This is a genomic window from Arthrobacter sp. NPDC055138 (assembly GCF_053607305.1).
Map to the genome: position 1 here is coordinate 277,185 of NZ_JBSGTH010000002.1, position 18,820 is coordinate 296,004.

Annotated in this window: 20 protein-coding genes and 1 tRNA gene; 9 read left to right on the forward strand and 12 right to left on the reverse strand. The window is 67.9% G+C overall.

The genetic code is table 11. The features are described 5' to 3' along the window. Positions 1-25: 25 nt before the first annotated feature. The 3 genes from ACWF5H_RS06445 to ACWF5H_RS06455 form a co-directional block, all read right to left on the reverse strand. Positions 26-1,066 (reverse strand): tRNA (adenine-N1)-methyltransferase, encoded by a 1,041-nt coding sequence (locus ACWF5H_RS06445; protein WP_452035664.1) that lies wholly within the window; start codon positions 1,064-1,066, stop codon positions 26-28. Positions 1,067-1,177: 111 nt separating this feature from the next. Beyond that, a complete protein-coding gene (locus tag ACWF5H_RS06450) occupies positions 1,178-2,335 on the reverse strand; it encodes a site-2 protease family protein (protein WP_452035666.1) in 1,158 nt (385 codons plus the stop codon). After that, positions 2,332-3,060, reverse strand: a complete 729-nt coding sequence (locus ACWF5H_RS06455; protein WP_452035667.1) for an HAD family hydrolase — start codon at positions 3,058-3,060, stop codon at positions 2,332-2,334. The genes ACWF5H_RS06450 and ACWF5H_RS06455 overlap by 4 nt, the downstream gene beginning before the upstream one ends. Before the next feature lie 186 nt (positions 3,061-3,246). Between ACWF5H_RS06455 and ACWF5H_RS06460 the strand changes: the two genes are divergently transcribed. Beyond that, positions 3,247-4,107, forward strand: a complete 861-nt coding sequence (locus ACWF5H_RS06460) for a PAC2 family protein (protein ID WP_364647910.1) — start codon at positions 3,247-3,249, stop codon at positions 4,105-4,107. Between the two features lie 17 nt (positions 4,108-4,124). Here the strand turns inward: ACWF5H_RS06460 and ACWF5H_RS06465 are convergent, their stop codons facing one another. From ACWF5H_RS06465 to ACWF5H_RS06480, 4 genes are all read right to left on the reverse strand, one after another. Next, positions 4,125-4,355 carry a hypothetical protein gene (locus tag ACWF5H_RS06465; protein WP_452035669.1) on the reverse strand — a complete coding sequence of 77 codons (231 nt, stop codon included), beginning with the start codon at positions 4,353-4,355 and terminating at the stop codon, positions 4,125-4,127. 156 nt (positions 4,356-4,511) lie between these two features. Then, positions 4,512-4,946 (reverse strand): MarR family winged helix-turn-helix transcriptional regulator, encoded by a 435-nt coding sequence (locus ACWF5H_RS06470; protein ID WP_452035671.1) that lies wholly within the window; start codon positions 4,944-4,946, stop codon positions 4,512-4,514. A 497-nt stretch (positions 4,947-5,443) separates the two neighbouring features. Further along, positions 5,444-6,706 (reverse strand): cysteine--1-D-myo-inosityl 2-amino-2-deoxy-alpha-D-glucopyranoside ligase, encoded by a 1,263-nt coding sequence (gene mshC / locus ACWF5H_RS06475; protein WP_364647645.1) that lies wholly within the window; start codon positions 6,704-6,706, stop codon positions 5,444-5,446. A 111-nt stretch (positions 6,707-6,817) separates the two neighbouring features. Then, positions 6,818-7,642 carry an undecaprenyl-diphosphate phosphatase gene (locus ACWF5H_RS06480; RefSeq protein WP_364647648.1) on the reverse strand — a complete coding sequence of 275 codons (825 nt, stop codon included), beginning with the start codon at positions 7,640-7,642 and terminating at the stop codon, positions 6,818-6,820. Positions 7,643-7,813: 171 nt separating this feature from the next. On the opposite strand from ACWF5H_RS06480, the gene ACWF5H_RS06485 reads away from it, so the two are divergent. Next, a complete protein-coding gene (locus ACWF5H_RS06485; protein ID WP_452035673.1) occupies positions 7,814-8,749 on the forward strand; it encodes an aldo/keto reductase in 936 nt (311 codons plus the stop codon). A gap of 60 nt (positions 8,750-8,809) precedes the next feature. Here the strand turns inward: ACWF5H_RS06485 and ACWF5H_RS06490 are convergent, their stop codons facing one another. Further along, positions 8,810-9,088, reverse strand: a complete 279-nt coding sequence (locus ACWF5H_RS06490) for a hypothetical protein (protein WP_364647654.1) — start codon at positions 9,086-9,088, stop codon at positions 8,810-8,812. Positions 9,089-9,140: 52 nt separating this feature from the next. Here ACWF5H_RS06490 and ACWF5H_RS06495 point away from each other — a divergent pair, with 52 nt between their 5' ends. After that, positions 9,141-9,374 carry a DUF5703 family protein gene (locus tag ACWF5H_RS06495; RefSeq protein ID WP_127512560.1) on the forward strand — a complete coding sequence of 78 codons (234 nt, stop codon included), beginning with the start codon at positions 9,141-9,143 and terminating at the stop codon, positions 9,372-9,374. A gap of 39 nt (positions 9,375-9,413) precedes the next feature. On the opposite strand, the gene ACWF5H_RS06500 is transcribed toward ACWF5H_RS06495, so the two are convergent. Both ACWF5H_RS06500 and ACWF5H_RS06505 read right to left on the reverse strand, forming a co-directional pair. Next, positions 9,414-10,571 (reverse strand): acyl-CoA dehydrogenase family protein, encoded by a 1,158-nt coding sequence (locus tag ACWF5H_RS06500; protein WP_452035676.1) that lies wholly within the window; start codon positions 10,569-10,571, stop codon positions 9,414-9,416. A gap of 47 nt (positions 10,572-10,618) precedes the next feature. Continuing rightward, positions 10,619-11,923 carry a M20/M25/M40 family metallo-hydrolase gene (locus ACWF5H_RS06505; protein WP_452035677.1) on the reverse strand — a complete coding sequence of 435 codons (1,305 nt, stop codon included), beginning with the start codon at positions 11,921-11,923 and terminating at the stop codon, positions 10,619-10,621. A gap of 239 nt (positions 11,924-12,162) precedes the next feature. Between ACWF5H_RS06505 and ACWF5H_RS06510 the strand changes: the two genes are divergently transcribed. Next, positions 12,163-12,246 (forward strand) — tRNA-Leu (locus ACWF5H_RS06510). An 80-nt stretch (positions 12,247-12,326) separates the two neighbouring features. On the opposite strand, the gene ACWF5H_RS06515 is transcribed toward ACWF5H_RS06510, so the two are convergent. Then, positions 12,327-12,956 (reverse strand): DNA alkylation repair protein, encoded by a 630-nt coding sequence (locus tag ACWF5H_RS06515; RefSeq protein WP_452035678.1) that lies wholly within the window; start codon positions 12,954-12,956, stop codon positions 12,327-12,329. A 112-nt stretch (positions 12,957-13,068) separates the two neighbouring features. Here ACWF5H_RS06515 and ACWF5H_RS06520 point away from each other — a divergent pair, with 112 nt between their 5' ends. Beyond that, positions 13,069-13,620, forward strand: coding sequence for a flavin reductase family protein (locus tag ACWF5H_RS06520; RefSeq protein ID WP_452035679.1), 552 nt, complete (start codon positions 13,069-13,071; stop codon positions 13,618-13,620). Positions 13,621-13,633: 13 nt separating this feature from the next. Here ACWF5H_RS06520 and ACWF5H_RS06525 read toward each other — a convergent pair whose 3' ends face one another. Further along, complete coding sequence (locus ACWF5H_RS06525; RefSeq protein ID WP_364647669.1) at positions 13,634-14,140, reverse strand: hypothetical protein; 507 nt, start codon at positions 14,138-14,140, stop codon at positions 13,634-13,636. A 131-nt stretch (positions 14,141-14,271) separates the two neighbouring features. On the opposite strand from ACWF5H_RS06525, the gene ACWF5H_RS06530 reads away from it, so the two are divergent. The 4 genes from ACWF5H_RS06530 to mshA all read left to right on the forward strand — a co-directional run bounded on the left by ACWF5H_RS06530 (position 14,272) and on the right by mshA (position 18,804). After that, a complete protein-coding gene (locus ACWF5H_RS06530; RefSeq protein ID WP_452035681.1) occupies positions 14,272-15,447 on the forward strand; it encodes a type III polyketide synthase in 1,176 nt (391 codons plus the stop codon). Positions 15,448-15,462: 15 nt separating this feature from the next. Next, positions 15,463-16,188, forward strand: coding sequence for a class I SAM-dependent methyltransferase (locus ACWF5H_RS06535; protein ID WP_452035682.1), 726 nt, complete (start codon positions 15,463-15,465; stop codon positions 16,186-16,188). Then, entirely contained in the window at positions 16,181-17,449 is a 1,269-nt protein-coding gene (locus ACWF5H_RS06540) for an FAD-dependent oxidoreductase (protein ID WP_452035684.1), read from the forward strand. The genes ACWF5H_RS06535 and ACWF5H_RS06540 overlap by 8 nt, the downstream gene beginning before the upstream one ends. A 122-nt stretch (positions 17,450-17,571) precedes the next feature. Then, positions 17,572-18,804, forward strand: coding sequence for a D-inositol-3-phosphate glycosyltransferase (mshA, locus tag ACWF5H_RS06545; protein WP_452035685.1), 1,233 nt, complete (start codon positions 17,572-17,574; stop codon positions 18,802-18,804). Positions 18,805-18,820: the final 16 nt, after the last annotated feature.

Genomic DNA, 18,820 nt, shown 5'->3' on the forward strand with positions numbered 1-18,820 from the left:
TGAGCCCGTGCGCGGCCCCAGACGGCTAGTCGGTTTCGGGATTGACGTCCTTAAACGCGCCGCGCTGGACGGTGGAGGCGGCGTCTTTGGCAACCCGGCGCAGCCGCTTGTCCGAGACGGTCCGCTCCCCCAGGCCCTCGGCATTCCAGTCTTCCTCGTTGCCGGTCCAAGCCTGCACGTCCTCGGCGGCGAATTCGGTCTTGGACGGACGGCGCTTGGGCGTCAACCCGGTGACGCCGCCGGCCAGCCGCCGGGCGGTGAGCAGGAAGCCAGTGTGCGCCACCATCCGGTGGTCGGGCCGGACCGCCAGCCCCTCCAGATGCCAGCCCCGGACCATGGACTCCCAGCCTTCCGGCTCGGTGAACCGGCCGTCTTGGCGGATGGCTTCGGCCGTGCGGGACAACTGGGTCACCGTGGCCACATAGTTGATCCACACTCCCCCGGGCGCCAGCACCGTGGCCACCGCGTCCAGACATTCCCACGGCGCCAACATGTCCAGCACCACGCGGTCCACGCTGCCGGGTTCCTCGGCCTTGATGACTTCATCCTGGAAGTCGCCCAGCGAAATTTGCCAGGCAGGGTGCGGTCCGCCGAAGAAGGTTTCCACGTTGCCGCGGGCCACGTCGGCGAATTCTTCGCGGCGTTCGAACGAATGCAGCCGCCCGCCGTCGCCCACCGCACGCAGCAGCGAAATGCTCAGCGCGCCGGAGCCGACGCCGGCTTCCACCACCCGGGCACCGGGGAAAATATCCGCCATGGTGACAATCTGCGCGGCATCTTTGGGATAGACGACGGCGGCGCCCCGCGGCATGGACAGCACGAAGTCCGAGAGCAGCGGACGCAGCGCCTGGTAGCGGTGGCCCACCGTGTTGGTCACGACGGTGCCTTCTTCCCGGCCGATGACTTCGTCGTGCGGCAGGAACCCCTTGTGCGTATGGAAAGCACCCCCGGGCGTAAGGGTGATGGTGTTCATCCGGCCCTTTTCATCCGTGAGCTGGACCCGTTCGCCGGGCCGGAGCGGTCCGCGTCGCTGGTCGGCGCCGTGCGGGCTGGTGGAGGAGCTCATGCGTGGATCACTTCCGGTTGTTGTTGCGGTGCCGCGGCGGTACCAACCGCCGGGTTCTGTCGATTGTATTCCGACCGGCAGCGGAGTTGCTGGCGCGACCGGTGGGGCAGGTCAGAGCCTGCCCGGTTTGCCCGTGATGGCGCGGACCACGGTGCTTTGCTGCAGCACCCCGGTGACCCGGCCGCCGCCGTCGATCACCGCATATTCGCTGCCGGCCAACCGGGCCAGATACTGCACCAGTTCCTGTCCGGCGGCCACTTCGGGGACATAGGCACCCGGTGCCAACGCCCGGGAGACGGCTGCAGCAGGGGTCTGAGCCGCTGCCGACGGCGGTACCTGGCTCAGTGCACCGCGGTCAACCACTGCTTCGGGCTGGCCCGTGGCGGCGGTGAGCACCACGTTGAGCTCCGGCTCGCGCGCCAGAAGCTGCTGAACCTGGGCGACCATGGCGGTGGCGGGCAGCGACGTCGCCGGCAGTTTGAGCTGCCCGGCGCTGACGGAGGGCAAGCGCAGCCGCATCCGGGCGTGCTCGATGGCCGAGCTGGCTCCCATCCAGAGGAACCCGCAGACCAGCACCATGAGCACCACCATTTGCAGGTCCGGCGTGCCGCCCCGCAGCAACGGGATCCCGACGACGCCGATCACCAGCAGCACAACGATGACGCGGCCCGCCCAGCCTGCCGCCACGGTGCCCTTTTCCTGGCTCCCGGTCAGTTTCCAGACCGCGGTCTCCACCAGCCGGCCACCGTCCAACGGCAGCCCCGGCAGGATATTGAAAACCGCCACCAGGAAGTTCGCCAGGATGAAGATATCGGTCAGCAGGAACGGAATCGGCTCGCCGCGGAACAGCGGCAGGACCAGCGAACCGAGACCGGCCAGCGCAAAGTTGGCTACCGGTCCGGACAGCGCCACCAACAGCGACTTGCCCGGTGTGGCGTTGAAATTGTCGAACTGGGTGTGGCCGCCCCAGAGATTGAGCACAATCTTGGCCGTTGGCCAGTGGAAGGCCCGGGCGGTCAGGGCATGGGCGAGTTCGTGGACCAGCACGGAGAACAGCAGCAGCAGCGCATAGCCGAAGGCCACGCCGTAGGCGCCGACGCCAATTTCCGGCATCAACCGCTGGACCTGGGGCCCGAAGATCAGCACGATGAAGGCCGCGATCACGAACCAGGACCAGGCGAGCAGCACCGGCACGCCGAACATCCGGCCCAGCGGAATCCCTTCGCTGCGCTGTTTTTCCTCCGGCGGCCGGGGTGTCTGCGTGCTCATACTCCTGCTTCCTGGGAAGCAGGCATCAGGAGCCGCTCCACGTCCATCAGGCCCTTGCCGGCCAGGCTGTCCCACTGCGGTCGCCCGGGGGCCGGCGGGACCGGCACCACGTGCGGAATGGCCACCGTCACCAGGCCGGCGGCTTCGGCCGAGGCAACTCCGGGAACGGAGTCTTCCAGCGCCACGACGTAGCGCTTGTCCGCGCCGGGCTGCCTGCCGCTGAGCCAGTCAAAGGCACGCTGGTAAGGCTCCGGGTGCGGCTTGCCTCGGCTGACCATGTCTCCGGTGACCAGGTACTGAAAGCTGCCCTCCGGCAGCGCGCGCACCGCTTCGGCGGCCAATTTGGTCTCGCTCATGGTCACCAGCACGGTGGGGATGCGCGCCTCCAGCAGCTCGGCGAGCAGTTCGCGGGCCCCGGGCCGCCACGGGATGCTTTGACGGACCCGTTCGGTCACGGCGTCGATCAGCCGGTCTATGATGTCGCGGACGCTGAGGTCCACTCCCGCCTGCTGCAACACCTCGGCCGATTTTTCCAGCGCGTTGCCCACCAGTTTGAGGCCAAGCTCGTCACTCCAAACACCGCCGAACGAGGCGACGAGTTCCGATTCGGCTTCGATCCAATACGGTTCGGTATCGACGAGTGTTCCGTCCATATCCCAGAACACCGCCTGCAGGTCTGGCTGAAGTGCGCCGGACGCAGCGGCGGAAGGGTCAAGTGCGGGCATGGCACCAGTCTACGGTCCCCGCCGGGAGCGCCGCGGCCCCGGCTAGGCGGCGGAATCCGGCCGCTATGCTTTCCGCGAATCGCAAAGGGGCTCACTGACAAGCCGTGTCCGGAGGATTAGGGTGAAACCGTGAGTACTCAGGACAGTGGCGATCTGCCCACGGACGGCCCCGGAGAGAAGCACGGCCTGCATCTGCTGTTCCCGCAGGCCAAGGCCGGCGAGGCTCCGCGACGCTTTACCGTGATGCTGGCTGCGTTCGAAGGCTGGAACGATGCCGGCGAGGCCGCCACGGACGCCGTCAAGTACCTCAGCCGGCTGTGGGAGAGCCACAAGGTGGCCACCGTGGACCCGGATCTTTACTACGATTTTCAGTTCACCAGACCGGTTGTCCACCGCACCGGGTCCGGCGAACGCCGGATCAAATGGCCAACGACAAAGCTCACCCGCAGCAGCGTTCCCGACGCCCCGGTGGACATCATCTTTGTGCACGGCGTGGAGCCGTCCTATCGCTGGCGTGCCTACACCGCTGAGCTCCTCGCCCACGCCGAGGAGCTGGGCGTGGACTGCATCATTCTGGTGGGCGCGCTGCTGGCCGACGTCCCGCACTCGCGGCCCATCCCCGTGACTGTCACCAGCGACGACGACGACGTCCGGCGCGCCTTGAATACCGAAACCAGCCAGTACGAAGGACCCACCGGAATCGTTGGTGTGCTGGCCGATGTGGCCTCGCTGGCCGGTATCCCGACCATGTCGGTTTGGGCCGCGGTGCCGCACTACGTGGGCCAGTCGCCCTCCCCCAAGGCCGAACTGGCGCTGCTGCACCGGCTGGAGGACATTCTCCAGGTGCCGCTGGAAGTTTCAGTGCTCAGCGAAGAGGCCGAAGCCTGGGAGCGCGGCGTCGACGAACTGGCCACCGAGGACCCCGAAGTCGCGGCCTACGTGCGGCAGCTTGAGGAGGCCAAGGACACGGCCGAGCTGCCGGAAGCCACCGGCGAGTCCATCGCCCGCGAATTCGAGCGCTACCTCAAGAAGCGCCGCAAAGAATAGGGGCCAGGTAGCCCTCCTCAATGCCGGTTTCGATCGGCGAGTTCCATGTCGCACTCCCGCCCGTGCTGTTCGGCTCGGGAATCCGCCTGTTCGAGGGCCCGTGCAGAGCCTTCGCCGAGGACGACGCTTCTCAGTTGCACCGTGCGTCCGCGGTAAGCGCGGAAGACGGCCATGAGGAAACTGGCGGGAGCGGCGATGTCGCCATCCTCGTGCTCGGCTGCGACGTCTATGCGGGGTTCGTCGGCCATGCGCAGGCCCCACGCTCCACGGCATCCGGTGCGGCGCGGTCGGAACGGGCTCGCCGTTCATCGCCGCCGGGACTCGTGAAGAGGGCGTGGCCCCTGATACAGGACGGCGAACGGTGGGACCCGACAAGGGTGCCGATGCCTGTTTCCGGAGCCGGGTCAGGGAGCCGAGGGACGGAACCGCTTGTTTCCCGTGTTCCGGATGATGTCGCTGAGTTGTGCCTTGAGGGCCGCCCGTTCCCGGCCGTCGCCGATCAGCAGGTGCTCCAGTCGGGCCGCCTTTTCAAGGGCAAGCACGCCCTGCTCGGATACGGAAACCAATTGCTGGCGGCGGTCCGCTTCGCTCCGTGCACGCGCAACGTGCCCGCAGGCTTCCAGTCGGGCCACCGTCTTGCCCATGGTCTGGGCCTCCACCCGCACCCTGTCGGCCAGCCGGCTCTGGGTCATCTCCCCTTCGGCGGCCAGCACTTCAAGGACGATGACTCCGGCATGGGTCAGGTTCAGCGACGCCAGAGACTCGTCCCACGCGTACTCGACCAACCGCGCCGCGGTCGACAGCAAGCGTGACATCGGCCAGTTCGACAAATCAGGCATCTACAAATCATAAGGCTACTTATCAAAAGCTTCAATCTGCGGCTTCTAAGTCGGGCAGCCGTTCGCCGACGTGGATACGCGCGGATGGGATAGTCCGGAAGGCCATGGCCGGCCGGCGGCTCACCAGCCCAAGCAGCACGGGCCCTGCCCCCGGCAACGCGCGCTTACCTATGTTCCGGCGGCAGCCCCGCCCGTTCCCGCGCTTGGAATCAGTCTCATAGCGCCGTCGCCACCATCGAGGACGGCGGCTTCTGGCACGTTATCGAAAGGACGCGCGCGGCCGCGGGGGGAAGCATGCTGTCTACCATCCTCTCCAAGCCTCAACAGCCCGGTTTCTGAATTCAAAAGCCGGAGGAAACAGGCGGAGGCCGGAACAGACAGGCCTCGCCGAGCGAGGAGGGCGGGGCGGGCAGGGTCCCGGCGTGGCGACGAAGTCGACCCGGCAGTGCCCGCCCCAACCGGCTAACCGGCGTGCTGTTGCGGCGCAGGCCGCGCGTTTAGAGCCGGATTCCCAGGAGCGCGTCGAGCAGGGCGGCGAACTGTTCGGCGCCGTCCTGCGTTTGGCCGTTGGCCTGCTCGCGGGAGTGCTCGGCGAAGCCGTCGATTTCGGCCAGTGCGGCGGGGGCATTGAGGTCGTTGGACAACGCACGCCGCACCTGCTGCGCGAGCTCCGGAACCTGGTCCGCCTGCACAAAGGGTGCGGCACCGCGCCAGGCAGCCAGCCGCGCCTGCGCCTTCTGGAGGAGTTCCTCGGTCCAGAACCAGTCGCTGCGGTAATGCTGGCCCAACAGCACGGTGCGGATGGCAGCAGGCTCCACGCCGTCCTCGCGCAGCGCCGAAACCAGCACCAGGTTGCCCTTGGACTTGCTCATCTTTTCGCCGTCGAGGCCCACCATGCCGGCGTGCACGAAGTGCTTGGCCAGCGGCTTGCCGGCGAGGGCGTAGGCGTGGCCGGCGCTCATTTCGTGGTGCGGGAAGCTCAGGTCGGAGCCGCCGGCCTGGACATCGAAGGTTTCCGGCAGGAACTTGCGGGCAATCACCGAACATTCAATATGCCAGCCGGGCCGGCCGTCGCCGAGGGAGGCACCCGGCCACTCGGGTTCGCCGTCGCGGGCCACGCGCCACAACAGCGCATCCAGCGGGTGCTTCTTGCCCGGGCGTTCCGGGTCTCCGCCGCGCTCGCCAAAGAGCGGCAGCATCTCCTCTTCGGTCAGCCGGGAGGTGGCGCCGTTATGCCAGCCCGGTCCGGCGGCAGCAACGGAGTCGAAGTAGACGTCGCCGTCGGGTTCGCCGTCGGTGCCGGGTACCCGGTAGGCCAGGCCGCGGGCCAGCAGGTCCTCCACCGCCGGAACAATCCATTCGATGGATTCCACCGCACCCACATACTGCTCGGGCGGGATCACGTTGAGCTCTTCCATGTCCGTGCGGAACAGCTCCGTCTGGTCCTTCGCCAGGATCTGCCAATCCACTCCGGTGGCGTTGGCACGTTCCAGCAGCGGATCGTCGATGTCTGTCACGTTCTGCACGTAGTTCACCGTGCGGCCGGCATCGCGCCAGTAGCGGTTGAGCAGGTCGAACGCTACATACGTGGCGGCGTGGCCCATGTGGGTGGCGTCGTACGGGGTGATGCCGCAGACGTAGAGGCTCCCGGTGGCGGAGGGTTCAAGCGCTACCAGCGACCCCACGGAGGTGTCGTGGATGGTCAGTTCGTCTTTGCCGCCCGGAATTTCGGGTACGGCATGGGCATTCCAACCAAGCACTCTTGAGTTTCCTTCCAATGAGGTGGACCGGCCGCAGAGGCGCGGTCCCGCCGTCGTACATTAAAGCTCCTAACGTTTAAGGACGCAGGAGCCGGATAAATTCCCGCTCTGTCAGGCGTTGATGATCCCGAAGCCCAGCAGCACGAATAACAGGGTGCCTAGGCCGATCCGGTACCAGACAAACAGGCGGTAGCTGCGGGTGGACACGTACTTCAGGAACCAGCCGATGATCACGAAACCCACGCCAAAGGCCACGGCCGTGGCCAGCGCGGTCTCGCCCAGGCCGTAGGGGCCGGGTTCATCGAAGCTCTTCGCCAACTGGTACAGGCCGGAGGCGAAGACCGCCGGAATGGCCAGCAAGAACGAATAGCGGGCCGCCGCCCCGCGCGTGTAGCCCATCAACAGGCCGGCGGTGATGGTGCCGCCGGACCGCGAAACGCCCGGCATCAGCGCCAGCGCCTGGGCCAAGCCGTACAGAATGCCGTGCTTGTAGGTGAGTTTGTCCAGTGTGCGGGTATGGCTGCCAATGGTGTCCGCGACGGCCAGGAACAGGCCGAAGACAATCAACATGGTGGCCACGATCCACAGGCTCCGGAAAGTGGATTCGATCTGGTCCTGGAACAGCAGTCCGAGCACGCCGATGGGGATCGAACCGATGATGACCAGCCAGCCCATCCGGGCGTCCGGATCGTTGCGCGGCACCTTGCCGGTCAGCGAGCCGAACCAGGCCTTGACGATGTTGACGATGTCGCGCCAGAAATAGACGACGACGGCGGTCTCGGTGCCAAGTTGGGTGATGGCGGTGAAAGCAGCCCCGGGATCGGCGGCGCCGGGCAGGAACTCGCCCACAATGCGCAGGTGTGCGCTGGAGGAGATCGGGAGGAACTCGGTCAGGCCCTGCACCAGGCCCAAGAGGATAGCTTCTAGCCAATTCACACACTAGACCCTATGGCACGCGGGCCCCGGAAACGGAACCAGACACAGTCGCCCGGGCGAAGTTCCACCCGCGGTATGAGGACGGTGTCCCTGCCCGGGCAGGGAGGATCGGGGCGCGGCGTCGGCGGGCCGCTGCCAAGGGCACGGCGCCGCAGGCCATAAGCTGGCTGTATGGAGCACAAGCGCTTGGGTAACAGCGGGCTGAAGGTCCCGCAACTGTCGCTGGGAACGATGACCTGGGGCGAGGAGACGGACGAGGAGGGGGCCGGCGCCATGCTGCGCGCCTATCTCGACGCCGGCGGCACCCTGCTGGACACCGCCGCGCCGTACGCCGAGGGCCGCAGCGAGGCCATGCTCGGCGCGTTCCTTGGCGAGCTGGTCCCCCGGCAGGAAGTGCTGGTGGTCTCCAAGGCCGGCGTGACCCGCAGCGATGGCCGGCGCGAGGTGGACACTTCCCGCGGCGCCATGCTGCGCAGCCTCGACGCCAGCCTGGCGCGGCTGGGCACCGACTACCTGGATCTGTGGCTGGTCCATCTCTGGGACGACGACTCGGCTCCGCTGGAAGAAACCCTGTCCGCGCTCGAGCACGCCGTTTCCTCCGGCCGGACGCGCTACGTGGGCGTATCCAACTATTCCGGGTGGCAGCTGGCCCGGGCGGTCTCGGTCAGCCCGGTTCCGCTGGTTGCGGTGCAGAACGAATACTCGCTGCTGCAGCGCCGGCCGGAGCATGAAGTGATTCCGGCCGCCACCGCGCTGGGCCCGGGAGTGATGGCGTGGTCGCCGCTGGGACGCGGCGTCCTGACCGGTAAATACCGCACCGGCACACCGGCCGACTCACGGGCAGCCTCCGAGCAGCATGCCGGCTTCGTGGAGCCGTATCTGTCCGGCCGGCCGGCCCGGATTGTGGATGCGCTGGCCACGGCAGCCCGTGGCCTGGATGTGCAGCCGCTGGACCTGGCCCTGAGCTGGGTGCTGCAGCGGCCCGCCGTCGGCACCGCCGTGGTGGGACCGCGAACGCCGGCGCAGTTGGACGAGATCCTCAAGGCTCCGCTGGATGCTTTGCCCGCCGAGATCGCCCAGGTGCTGGACGAAATTTCCGCGCCCTGATCCCCACAGAATCGATGCCGGCGCGGTGATCCCCGCCGCGTTGATAACGGCGCGCAGGTCCTACTTCTCTTCGATTTCCAGATCGTCGTCGAACGGGTCCGCCACGTCGTCGGAGTCGTCCATGTCGTCCTCGTCCGACTCATCGTAAATGACCAGCGGCGTCACTTCGCCGTAAGCATCGTAGAGCGCGTCCTCATACGTCTCAAAGGATTCCATAATGGACGAGAAGGCTGCTTCCACGGCAGGATCGTCTTCACCTCGGCGGCTCGAAGCGGCGGCCAGATGCTCCTGTAGCGCGGAAACCAGTGACTCCAGTGCGACACGCGGATCAATGCTCATGATGTAGACGTTAGCCGCAATGTGGAGAATAAGTGAATAGAACAGGAGGGCAATGAGAGAACAATTTCTGGGTGCCGCTGTCACCCGCGAACGTGACTACGCCAGGCAGTACGAATACCTGGTCCTCACTGTCAGCAAGGGCGAATCAGTCGGGGAGGCACGCCGCGTGCTGACCGACCACGCCGAGTACGGCAAATGGGACCTGGTGCGCACCCGGCTGTATCTGGGTGGCGGCCGCAAATACTGGCTGCGCCGCAGGGTGCTCAGGGTCGAACGCACCGCCTGAACCCGCCAGGCGGTGCCCCGCACCGCAAGAGCCGGCCGGTCAGTCGTCCAGCGGCCCCAACCAGGCCGTAGCTACGGTGCTGTGCGCCGACTCGTCGTCCGACGGGTGGTAGAGCCCGGCCAAAACGTCCCGGTACAGCCGTTCAAGCTCCCGGCCGCGGAAGTATCCCCCGCCGCCGGAGACGCGGACGGCCTTCTCCACCACGTCCTTGGCGGTTTCGGTAGCCCGGATCTTGATGCCGGCCAGCTTGGCGAACCAAAACTTTCCGTGGTCGGCCAGCGTGTCCACGTCGCGCGCAATGGACGCCAGCTGCGGGTACAGCCCGTCCATCGCGAGTGCGGCATCGGCCACCCGCCAGCGGATGTCCGGATCCTGCGCGTAGCTCTTGCCTGTTTTCAAGGAACGACGGCGGTGCACGGCTTCCACCGCGAGGTCCAGGGCGCGCGTGCCGATTCCCGCATACACGGAGGAAAGCAGGATTTCGAAGCACGCGAAGATGCCGAAGATCAGTGCATCCGGGTTGGGTCCCACCGGCAGCTTCCGGAAGATCCGGTCCGGCGCCGCAACCGCGCCTTCCAGCACGGTGGTGTTGGACCGGCTGGCGCGCATTCCCAGCGTGTTCCAGTCGTCCTTGATCCGGTAGCCCGGCTTGTCGCGGTCGATGAAAGCCCACACCAACTGCGGTGCCACCCCGGAGTCGTCGCGGCCGAAGATGCCCAGCCGCGTCCAGGCCGGAGACAAGCTGGTGAAGACCTTCGTCCCGGTGAATTCATAGCCGCCGTCCTCGCGGGGCGCCGCCACCGTGCGCGAGTCAAACAGGACCTGGTCATTGCCGGCCTCGGACACGCCGAAGCCGAAGACTTCGCCGCGGCCGGCCTCGGCCAGCACATAATCCAGCGAGTTGTCGCCGCGGGCTTGGAGCACGCGGGCAACGCCGGTCCAGACCAAGTGCATGTTGACCGCCAACGCCGTGGCCGGAGCCGCGCCGGCCAGCCGCATCTGCGCCCTTACCGCCTCCTCCAACGAGTAGCCAAGGCCTCCGTCCGCTTCCGGCACAAACATTTTCAGGTAGCCGGCCTCGACCAGATCGGCGAAGTCCTCGTGGAAAAAGCTGTTCGCCTCGTCGTAGCCAGCGGCCCGTCCGCGGATGGTTTCCAGCAGGGCGTCCGGGAGCAGTTCTTCAACACTGGCAGGCATGCCGGTGATCCTTTCGTCGTGCGTGTACAGAGTGGGTCGGGAAGAGATCAGTAGGTGGTGAGCAGCCGCTGCAGCACCCGGGTGCCGAACTTCAGCGATTCCACCGGCACCCGTTCGTCCACCCCGTGGAACATGCCGGTGAAGTCCAGCTCCTCCGGCAGCCGCAGCGGGGCAAAGCCGTAGCCGGTGATGCCCAGCCTGGCCAGCGACTTATTGTCGGTGCCGCCGGAGAGCGTGTACGGAAGCACCACCGCGTCCGGATCCTCGTGTTTGAGCGAGTCCACCATGGCATCCACCAGATTGCCGGCGAACGGTACTTCAAGCGACCTGTCCTGGTGCACGTAGCTCACGTCCACCTCCGGCCCTGCCAGCTCGCGGATGGTGGCCAGCACCAACTCCTCCTGGCCAGGCAGCGTCCTGGCGTCGATCCGCGCCTCGGCAAGGCCGGGAATCACGTTCTCCTTGTATCCGGCCTTGAGCACGGTGGGATTCGAGGTGTTCTGCAGCGTGGCGCCGACAAAGCGGGCCACGGTCCCCAGTTCCTTGAGCAGAATCTCCGGGTTGTCCGGATCAAACTCGACGCCGGTCAGTTCGGTCACGCCGTCCAGGAACTGCCGGGTGGTATCCGTCAACTCGATGGGCCACTGATGTGATCCGATCCTCGCCACCGCGGCAGCCAGCGTGGTGACCGCGTTGTCGGTGTTGATCTGCGAGCCGTGGCCCGCGCGGCCTGCAACGGCGAGGCGGAGCCAGGCGATCCCCTTCTCCGCGGTCTGCAGCAGGTAGGCCCGCCGGCCGCCAATGGTGGCCGAAAAGCCGCCCACTTCCGAGATCGCCTCGGTGGCCCCGTCGAAAAGCTCCGGCCGGTTCTCCACCGCCCAGCGTGCCCCGTAGGTCCCGCCGGCCTCTTCATCGGCGAAGAACGCGAAGATGATGTCCCGGCGGGGCTGGATGCCGTTGCGGGACATATGCCGCGCAAGCGAGAGAATCATCGCGTCCATGTCCTTCATGTCCACGGCCCCCCGGCCCCAGATCAGCCCGTCCCGCTCCTCCCCGCTGAACGGGTCCACCTGCCAGTCTTCGGCCTGCGCCGGCACCACATCAAGGTGGCCGTGCACCACCAGCGCCGGTGCCGACGGGTCCGAACCGGCCATTCGCGACACCACGGAAGCCCGTCGCGGCGCGGACTCGAAGACTTCGGTGGCCAGCCCGGCCTCTTCCAGCAGGCCCGCCGTGTACTCGGCCGCCTGCCGCTCCCCCGGGCCTTCATTGCCGCCATAGTTGGAGGTGTCGATCCGGATCAGCTCCTGGCAGATCCGGACCACTTCATCGTGCGGGTTCGGTGCGGTCATGAAGGCTCCCTCAAAGTCGATGTATGTCCCCAGCCTATCCAGCAGCGGCGCCAGGGCCAGCAGGAGCGCCAGAGTTGCGCCTCCGCAGCATCCACGCAGAGCCGGCGCGCTGCCCGCACCACCGGACACGCGGCGTCGCGATTCAACAGTTCCGGCAAAACATGTTAGAGTTTTTCTCGCTGCTTTCGACGGAATCAGTGCGCCTGAGGGCTCCTGATCATCGTTCGAAAACTCCACCTGCGCGGGTGGCGGAATGGTAGACGCGCTAGCTTGAGGTGCTAGTCCTCTTATTGAGGGTGAGGGTTCGAGTCCCTTCCTGCGCACAAGGAAAGCCCCGGAATTCCGGGGCTTTTTTGTGTCCGCCGACCGTCCCTCAGTGGGAACCCTTCCGTCTGTGCAGCGGCTAGCGGGACGGAACCCGCCCGGGATGGTCTTTGGCCCATTCGGCGCACAGCAGGGCGAGCGCCTCCCGGACAAGGTCATTGTCATCGTGCTCCGCGGCAGCACATGTCCGGCGCAGCACCGCGTCCGCGTCCATGCCAGCGGAGCGCACCGCCCGCAGCGGGGCGAGGATGGCAGCCCGGCGCAGCCACGGGTCCGGCTCCCGTGCCCAGCGGTCGAGGATTGACTCGGCCCGGGCACGGGAGCCGTCCGTCAGACCGTGGATCAACGGGCCCACCACGTCGACCGCCAGCGGATCCAACAGCGCCGCCGTGCGCGCGTCCCGCAGAAAACCTTCGATCCGTGTCAGGTCGGAGTTCCGTAAGAGACGCTGGTGCGACTGCAGCAGGACCACGGCAGCCAGGCGCAATTCGAAGACCGGACGCTTCCACAACTCGGAACTGAGTGACGTGACCTGATCATGCGAGAGCGGCCGGAACTTCCGGGCGGCGTCGCGGACTGTGCCCCGCACCGCACCGATGGACGCGCCGTAGTAGCGCAAACCGTCGCCCGATCCCTTCGCTGCCCGAGCCCGTTCCTCGCTGGCCTCCCGCTGCAGGGTTAAGTCGATGAACTCAGCCGCCTCACTCATGTGAAGATTCTTTCCCGCACCGTCGGTGCTGTCGAGCCAGCGGTGGCCGCCGCGCGGCGCCGTTCCCTGCAGGCGCAAACGCTTCCGGGGTACCGCGTGCAAAGATGGCGGCATGGAACTGGACGGAGAACTGGCGGGCCATCAGCTTCCGCCGGACGCGCCGGACCAGCGGGACATCGACCTGTACCGCAGCCTGAGCGCGGACATCGCCGCGGGCGTCGCGGTGGTCTCCACCCGGTGGCGGAACCGGGACTATGCGGCGACCGTCAGCGGCTATCTCTCCGTCTCCTATGACCCGCCCACCATGCTGGTCAGCCTCTATGAGGAATCCCGGATCTGCGACGCGGTGGCGAGCTCCGGGACCTGGGCGCTGAGCCTGCTGGCGGCCCATCACCAAGGCACCGCGAACTGGCTGGCAAGCCCCGGCAACCCGGTGGAAGGCCTGCTCAATCAGGTTCCGTACCGGCGCGGCCCGGCCACCGGCGCTGCCGTCATCGGCGGGGCTCCGGCATGGTTCGAGCTGAAGACCACCGCAATGCATCCGGCGGCCACCCATTTACTGATCGTCGGCGAGGTGCTCGCCATGGGCCGCGACGCTCCCGGCGCGGAGAGCGCCGATCCGCTGATCCACTTCGCGTCCTCCTACCAGCGTCTCCGCCGGTAGTACCGGGGCCGGGCTAGGGCAGCGGCGGCGGCTCGGAAAAGCGCCCCTCCCAGACCGCCCTCGATCCGGACTCACCGGTCAGCACCACCGCCACCGTGGCGCCGGCGCAAACGGCCAGCACGACGACGACCAGCACCGCCGCGAGGATCCGGTACCCGGCGCCGAGCCTGCGCCGCCAGGCGGCGGCCGCCGTCGTGCCATAGCGGAACCAGAGCCACAGGCCCAGCGCCACAACGAACAGGCCGATCACCCAGGGCAGCATCATGTCGCCCAGGCGCATGTGTTCCATGGCCAGCGGCGTCTGCTCGATCCGCAGGAACAACCAGTGCCCGGCCTGCTGGGAAAGCGGCACCAGGACCAATGCCAGCAGCGCAATCAGGGGGGTGGCGATCCCCAACCGGCGCCGCGCCGCCGGCCAGAGGAGGCTGAGCACAATGCACAGCGCACTGAGTGGGATGAACACCACCGTGGCGTGGACCAGGAGCACGTGCAGCGGCAGCGCATTGACTTCGTAGTCCATCGGATTCCGCTCCTTAGGCTCCGGGCAGGGCCCTCATCCGGTAAGACGTGCGCGCCGGTGATGCGGTTCAGCGCGGGTATCCGGGTGGTCGGTCCATTGTTTTCCCGGGCCGGCTGCCCTAAGAATGGACTATGACGGTCACGCTGAGGTCCTTGGAAACCGCTGTTCCGGAGACGGTCCTGATCCAGTCCGAGGCGCGTGATGTGTTTGCCACGCAGCCCGGCTTGACGCGCCTGGGCCAGCGACTGGTGACCACCTCGTTCGACCAGTCAGGCATTGACACCCGGCACGCCGCCGTCGACGAACTCACCACGGCCAAACGGGCCGAGAATCCGGTGTTCTTCGACGCCGGGACGCGGCAGCTGCTCTCCCCCAGCACCAAGGTGCGCAACGACTTTTTCGCGGCCAAGGCCACCCCGCTGTTCATTGAGGCCGCCGGCAAGGCGCTGGCCGCCTGCGACGGGATCGGCCCGGCAGACATCACGCACCTCATCACCGTCTCCTGCACCGGCTTCTTTAATCCCGGCCCGGACTACAAGGTGGTCCGGGCGCTCGGACTCAACCCGGGCGTGCAGCGCTTTCACCTGGGCTTTATGGGCTGCTACGCGGCCTTCCCGGCGCTCCGCGCGGCCAAATCGTTCTGCGACGCGGATCCGATGGCCGTTGTCATGGTGGTGACGGCGGAGCTATGCACGCTGCACGTGCGCACGTCCAACGACCCGGACACCATCGTCGGCTCGTCGCTGTTCGCGGACGGTGCAGCGGCCGCCGTCATCACCGCCCGCGATCTGGAGGAGACCGGCCCCGCCATCCGGCTGGACCACTTTGAAACCACCCTGACGCCGGTGGGCGAAGAATCCATGGCTTGGAACATCGGCGACGAAGGCTTCGAGATGGTCTTGGGCACGTATGTTCCGCACATCATCGACGAACATATCGTCGGCGCGCTGGAGCCGTTGTTGGCCCGTGAACCGGGGTTGGCGGCCAAACCCTACCGCGACATCGAGCACTGGGCGATCCACCCGGGCGGTCGAAGCATCCTGGACAAGGTGGAGGCCAAGCTCGCACTGACCGAGGAACAGTTGGTGCCGGCCCGCGAAACGCTGCGGCGCTACGGGAACATGTCCAGCGCCACGGTGATGTTCGTGCTCAAGCACATCCTGGAGCAACCGCCGGGCGCCGCCGAGGAAAGGATCTGCTCCATGGCCTTCGGCCCGGGGCTGACGGTGGAGACCGGCCTGTTTACCAAGACCGTCCCGGCCGTGCTGCTGCAGGCCGAACACGCCGCCGCAGCAGCAGCGGTCTAGCCGGAGCGGACCGACGTGGTCCCCAGCTCGCCGGCGTCCGGCAGGTCAACGTTCCTCGCCGCCCGCGCCATCGATGCGGTGGAGGAAATGGACAAACCGGACTGCGATCCAGCCATGCTCAGGCGGACCTATGCGCAGTTTCCGCTGATCAACCGGGCGGTCTCGGGCTGGCACGGCATCTACCGGCGGCTGCTCCGGCCGCGTCTGGCCGCCATCGAGCATCCCACCTTGCTGGATATTGGTTCCGGCGGCGGCGACGTGCCGCGGATGCTCGCACGCTGGGCGGCCCGCGACGGCCTGGGCTTGCGCATCACTGCTATCGATCCAGACGCCCGCGCGCACGACTTCGCCAGCTCTCGGCCGCCGCTGCCGGGACTGGAGTTCCGCCAGGCCTTCAGCTCGGAGCTGGTCGCCGAAGGGCGTCGTTTCGACGCGGTGGTGTCCAACCATCTGCTGCACCACCTCACCGCCGCGGAGCTGGCCGGACTGCTGGAGGATTCGCGCCGGCTGACGCGTTCCCTGGCGGTGCACAGCGACATCATCCGCAGCCGGCCGGCATATCTGCTGTTTGCGGCCGGGACGCTGCCGTTCTTCCACCGATCCTTGATCCGCCGCGATGGCCTAACCTCCATCCGCCGCAGCTACACGCCGGCCGAGCTGCGCGCTGCGGTACCGGCGGATTGGCAGGTGGTACGGGACTCACGTTTCCGGCAGCTGCTGATGCGAGGGGCCGATGACTGAGCCACAGTCCCCGCAGCGCCGGGCCGGCGTCCCTCCGGCCGAGGACAAGCTGCACGATGTCGCTGTGGTGGGCGGCGGCCCGGTGGGACTGTTGATGGCCCTCCTCCTGGCCCGGCGCGGAATGGACGTCACGGTGCTGGAGCAGCGGAGGGCGCGCAGCAGACATTCCCGCGCCATCGGGATCCATCCGCCGGCCTTGGCCGTGCTCGACGACGCCGGCGTGGGTCCCGCGCTGCTGGCGGCAGGAGTCCGTATCCGTCGCGGCACGGCGCGCAGCCGCGGCCGCGAGGTCGCAGCGCTCTCCTTCGCGGCGGTCCCCGGCCGGCATCAGTATGTGCTGGCCGTGCCGCAGGTGATCACCGAACACCTGCTGGAGGAGCAGCTGGAAGCGCTGCGTCCTGGTGCCCTGCGGCGCGGCGTGCATGTGCACGCCGCGGACGACGGCGCGGCTTCCGTCACGCTGTCCTGCCGCGTGGGCGCGGAGCCGGGATCCGAAACACCCCCGGGCAGCGGGCCGGAACGGGCAGCGGACCCGGGTGCCGAACCTCCGGCCGGTCCCGCTGCGGACACGGTCCGCGCCCGGCTGGTCGTGGCTGCCGATGGCGCGTACTCGGCGCTGCGCCGGCAACGCGGCGTCGCGGTGCGTACGCGGACCTATCCGGACGCCTACCTGATGGGAGATTTCGCCGACACCACCCCGGACGAGAGCACCGCCGTGCTCTATCTGGAGGCCGGCGGCATCGTCGAGTCCTTTCCGCTGCCCGGCGGCATCCGGCGTTGGGTGGCCCGGATGCCCGGCGTGGTCAGCCATCCCACGCCCGCCGGCCTGGCTTCCCTGATCGCGCGGCGCACCGGCATCGGACCGGCACCGGAGAGCTGTTCCATGCTGAGTGCCTTCTCGGTCAGTTCCCGGATGCCGCGCCGCCTGGTCGCGGGCCGTCTGGCGCTGATCGGGGATGCGGCACACCAGATCAGCCCGATCGGCGGGCAGGGCATGAACCTGGGCTGGCTGGACGCGGCGGCTTTGGCGCCGATCATGGCCGCGGCGCTGAGGGGCGAGCCGACGGCGGCGGCGCTACGGCAGTTCGAGGCGGACCGCCGGCGGGCCGCGGCCACCGCCACCTGGCAGGCTCACCTGAACATGGCGTTGGGCCGGCCGCTGCCGCCGGCAGTGCTCGCCGCCCGCAACCGTGTGTTCGGCGCGCTGACCCACATCCCCGGGGCCGCCGACGCGGTGGCGAACCGCTTCACCATGCACTGACTTGTCATCGAGCGGCTGCCGCTGGTCCGGACGGCTAAAGTTGCTGCTAGATAAAATCGGCAGCAGGTCGGTTTTCCACGGCTGGAGACGTACCGGCCGGGCACACGGCACGGAGGTGGAGCATGGTCGGCGCGGAGCGCATCGCCGTGCTGTCGTTGCATACCTCGCCGCTGGCCCGCCCCGGCGGCGGCGATGCCGGCGGCATGAACGTCTACGTCCGCGCGCTGGCGAGGGAACAGGCGGCGCTGGGTACCGCCGTCGACGTTTTCACCCGCTCCCAACATGACGGCCAGGAACCGGTGGAACATCCCCGGGCCGGCGTGCGCGTGATTCACCTGGACGGGGCGCCGGCCGACGTCGTGGCCAAGGAGCAGGTGCCGCAGCGGCTGGCCGCACTCGAGGCGTCGCTGCGCCAGTTCACGCAGCGGGACGGTGCCAGATACGACGTGCTGCACTCGCACTATTGGCTCTCGGGTGCGGTGGGACTGCGCCTGCAGCAGGACTGGCAGGTTCCGCTGGTGCATTCGATGCACACCATGGGGCTGGTCAAGAACCTTCATCTGCAGCCCGGCGAGGCACCCGAGCCGGAAACCCGGGTCCGCGGCGAACAAGCCATCGCCGCCGGGGCGGGCCGGCTGATCGCCAACACGCTGACCGAGGCCAGCGAACTGGCCGACCTCTACGGCGCCGATGAGGGGACGGTGGACGTGATCCCGCCCGGCGTGGACCTGCGGACATTCCGTCCGGAGGGCCGGCAGCGGGACCGGGCGGCAGCCGGACTAGGGGCGGATACCTTCCATCTGGTGTTCGCCGGCCGCATCCAGGCGCTCAAGGGGCCGCAGGTGCTGCTGGCCGCTGCGGCGGAACTTCGCCGGCAACGGCCGGACATTAGGCTGCGGATCTCCATCACCGGTGAGGCCAGCGGGGCCGCCGAACTGGACCTGCCTGCGCTGGCCACGCAGTTGGGGCTGGACGACATCGTGGCGCTCTCGCCGCCGGTGGAGCCGGCCGAGCTGGCGGCCACCTTCCGCAGCGCCGACGTGGTGGCGGTTCCGTCCTTCAGCGAATCGTTCGGACTCGTGGCCTTGGAGGCGCAGGCCTGCGGCACCCCGGTGGTCGCCACCAACGTGGGCGGACTGCCGGTGGCGGTCAGCCACGGCCTCACGGGCCTGCTGGTGGACGGACACGACCCTGCCCGGTGGGCCGGTGCGCTGCGCGAACTGCACGACTATCCGGAGTTCCGCCGGCGGCTGGGCGCCAATGCCGCCGTGCACGCCTCCTCCTTCGGCTGGGAGCAAACCGCGGCGCTGACGGCCCACAGCTACCAGTTGGCGGTGGACCACTTCCGCCGGTGATGGCGTGGCCGCACCG

Bases quoted from the DNA above. Each gene is read 5' to 3' on its own strand.
- ACWF5H_RS06490 (WP_364647654.1), bottom strand. From the start codon at position 9,088: ATGAGCATTGATCCGCGTGTCGCACTGGAGTCACTGGTTTCCGCGCTA.
- ACWF5H_RS06445 (WP_452035664.1), bottom strand. From the start codon at position 1,066: ATGAGCTCCTCCACCAGCCCGCACGGCGCCGACCAGCGACGCGGACCG.
- ACWF5H_RS06525 (WP_364647669.1), bottom strand. From the start codon at position 14,140: ATGGACTACGAAGTCAATGCGCTGCCGCTGCACGTGCTCCTGGTCCAC.
- ACWF5H_RS06540 (WP_452035684.1), top strand. From the start codon at position 16,181: ATGACTGAGCCACAGTCCCCGCAGCGCCGGGCCGGCGTCCCTCCGGCC.
- ACWF5H_RS06455 (WP_452035667.1), bottom strand. From the start codon at position 3,060: ATGCCCGCACTTGACCCTTCCGCCGCTGCGTCCGGCGCACTTCAGCCA.
- ACWF5H_RS06530 (WP_452035681.1), top strand. From the start codon at position 14,272: ATGACGGTCACGCTGAGGTCCTTGGAAACCGCTGTTCCGGAGACGGTC.
- mshA (WP_452035685.1), top strand. From the start codon at position 17,572: ATGGTCGGCGCGGAGCGCATCGCCGTGCTGTCGTTGCATACCTCGCCG.
- ACWF5H_RS06520 (WP_452035679.1), top strand. From the start codon at position 13,069: ATGGAACTGGACGGAGAACTGGCGGGCCATCAGCTTCCGCCGGACGCG.
- ACWF5H_RS06450 (WP_452035666.1), bottom strand. From the start codon at position 2,335: ATGAGCACGCAGACACCCCGGCCGCCGGAGGAAAAACAGCGCAGCGAA.
- ACWF5H_RS06470 (WP_452035671.1), bottom strand. From the start codon at position 4,946: ATGCCTGATTTGTCGAACTGGCCGATGTCACGCTTGCTGTCGACCGCG.
- ACWF5H_RS06505 (WP_452035677.1), bottom strand. From the start codon at position 11,923: ATGACCGCACCGAACCCGCACGATGAAGTGGTCCGGATCTGCCAGGAG.
- ACWF5H_RS06485 (WP_452035673.1), top strand. From the start codon at position 7,814: ATGGAGCACAAGCGCTTGGGTAACAGCGGGCTGAAGGTCCCGCAACTG.
- ACWF5H_RS06500 (WP_452035676.1), bottom strand. From the start codon at position 10,571: ATGCCTGCCAGTGTTGAAGAACTGCTCCCGGACGCCCTGCTGGAAACC.
- ACWF5H_RS06515 (WP_452035678.1), bottom strand. From the start codon at position 12,956: ATGAGTGAGGCGGCTGAGTTCATCGACTTAACCCTGCAGCGGGAGGCC.
- ACWF5H_RS06465 (WP_452035669.1), bottom strand. From the start codon at position 4,355: ATGGCCGACGAACCCCGCATAGACGTCGCAGCCGAGCACGAGGATGGC.
- ACWF5H_RS06495 (WP_127512560.1), top strand. From the start codon at position 9,141: ATGAGAGAACAATTTCTGGGTGCCGCTGTCACCCGCGAACGTGACTAC.